At 62.7% G+C, this 1,296-nt stretch carries 1 pseudogene; it reads left to right on the forward strand.

Features of this window, described 5'->3' with window-relative positions:
• Positions 1–73: 73 nt before the first annotated feature.
• Positions 74–1,161, forward strand: a pseudogene (locus ACZXDY_RS45920) (IS3 family transposase); the annotation flags it as partial.
• Positions 1,162–1,296: the final 135 nt, after the last annotated feature.

The following is a 1,296-nucleotide window of genomic DNA, read 5'->3' on the forward strand; positions in this document are numbered from 1 at the left end:
TGAAATGGACCCCGATTGTGGGACCACGTGCTTAGTTGGAAGGGGCTGCTCCGTTTGATAGACGGAGCGCATGATGACGACAAAGACGAGACGCAAGATCGACGCGGCACTGAAGGCAAAGATCGCGCTGGAAGCGGTGCGGGAACAGGCGACGGTGGCCGATCTGGCCCAGCGCTATGAGGTTCACCCGAACCAGATCTATGCCTGGAAGAAGCAACTGCTGGACCAGGCGGCCCGGGCCTTTGACGCGGGTGTCGGGCGGGAGAGCGAGGACGCGCGCGAACGCGAGATCGAGAAGCTGCATGCGAAGATTGGACAACTGACAGTCGAGCGCGATTTTTTAGCGCGGAGGTCCGGAAGATGAGCACGCCGGACCGTCGAGGAATGCTCGATCACGCCGACATGGCGCTGTCGATCCGCCGGCAATGCATGTTACTTGGCATCGCGCGCTCTGGGGTCTACCGGCCGCCACGGCCGGCCAACGACAACGACCTTGCCCTGATGCGGCGGATCGACGAGTTGTTCACCGCCTGGCCGTTCCTGGGCTCGCGGCGAATGACCGCGATGCTGAAGGTTGAGGGGCTTCAGGTCAATCGCAAGCGGTTGATGCGCAAGATGGGCATTGCGGCGCTGGGACCAAGGCCGAACACTACGAGGCCGGCGCCGGGCCACAAGATCTATCCCTATCTGTTGCGCAACTTGACGATCGACCGGCCAAACCAGGTATGGGCGGCCGACATCACGTATCTGCCCATCGGCCGCGGCTTTCTTTATCTCGTCGCCATCATCGACTGGGCGAGCCGTGCGGTCCTGGCGTGGCGGTTGTCGAACACGATGGACGTCTGGTTCTGCGTGGCGGCGCTGGAAGAGGCGCTGGCGAAGTACGGCACGCCGGAGATTTTCAACACTGACCAGGGCAGCCAGTTCACCAGTGCGGCCTTCACCGGCGCGTTGGCGGGCGCAGGGATCAGGATCTCCATGGATGGCCGCGGTCGTTGGATCGACAACGTCTTCATCGAGCGGCTGTGGCGGTCGCTCAAGCATGAGGACATCTATCTCAGAGGCTATGCCGACGGCCGCGAGGCCAAGGCAGGGGTCGCAAGCTGGATCGCCTTCTACAACGATCGTCGCCTTCATCAGGCGCACGGCTATCGCACGCCGATGGCGGTCTGGCGCGAACGGATGCAGGCCGCGAAGGCTGTGGACATGGTGGACAACGCTGCCGCGTTGACCACATGCCCACAGCAACTGCAGCAGACAGCGTCTCTGGCTGCGTGATAGAAAGGGATCAGGAGC

It is taken from the genome of Bradyrhizobium sp. LeoB3, from assembly GCF_055456055.1.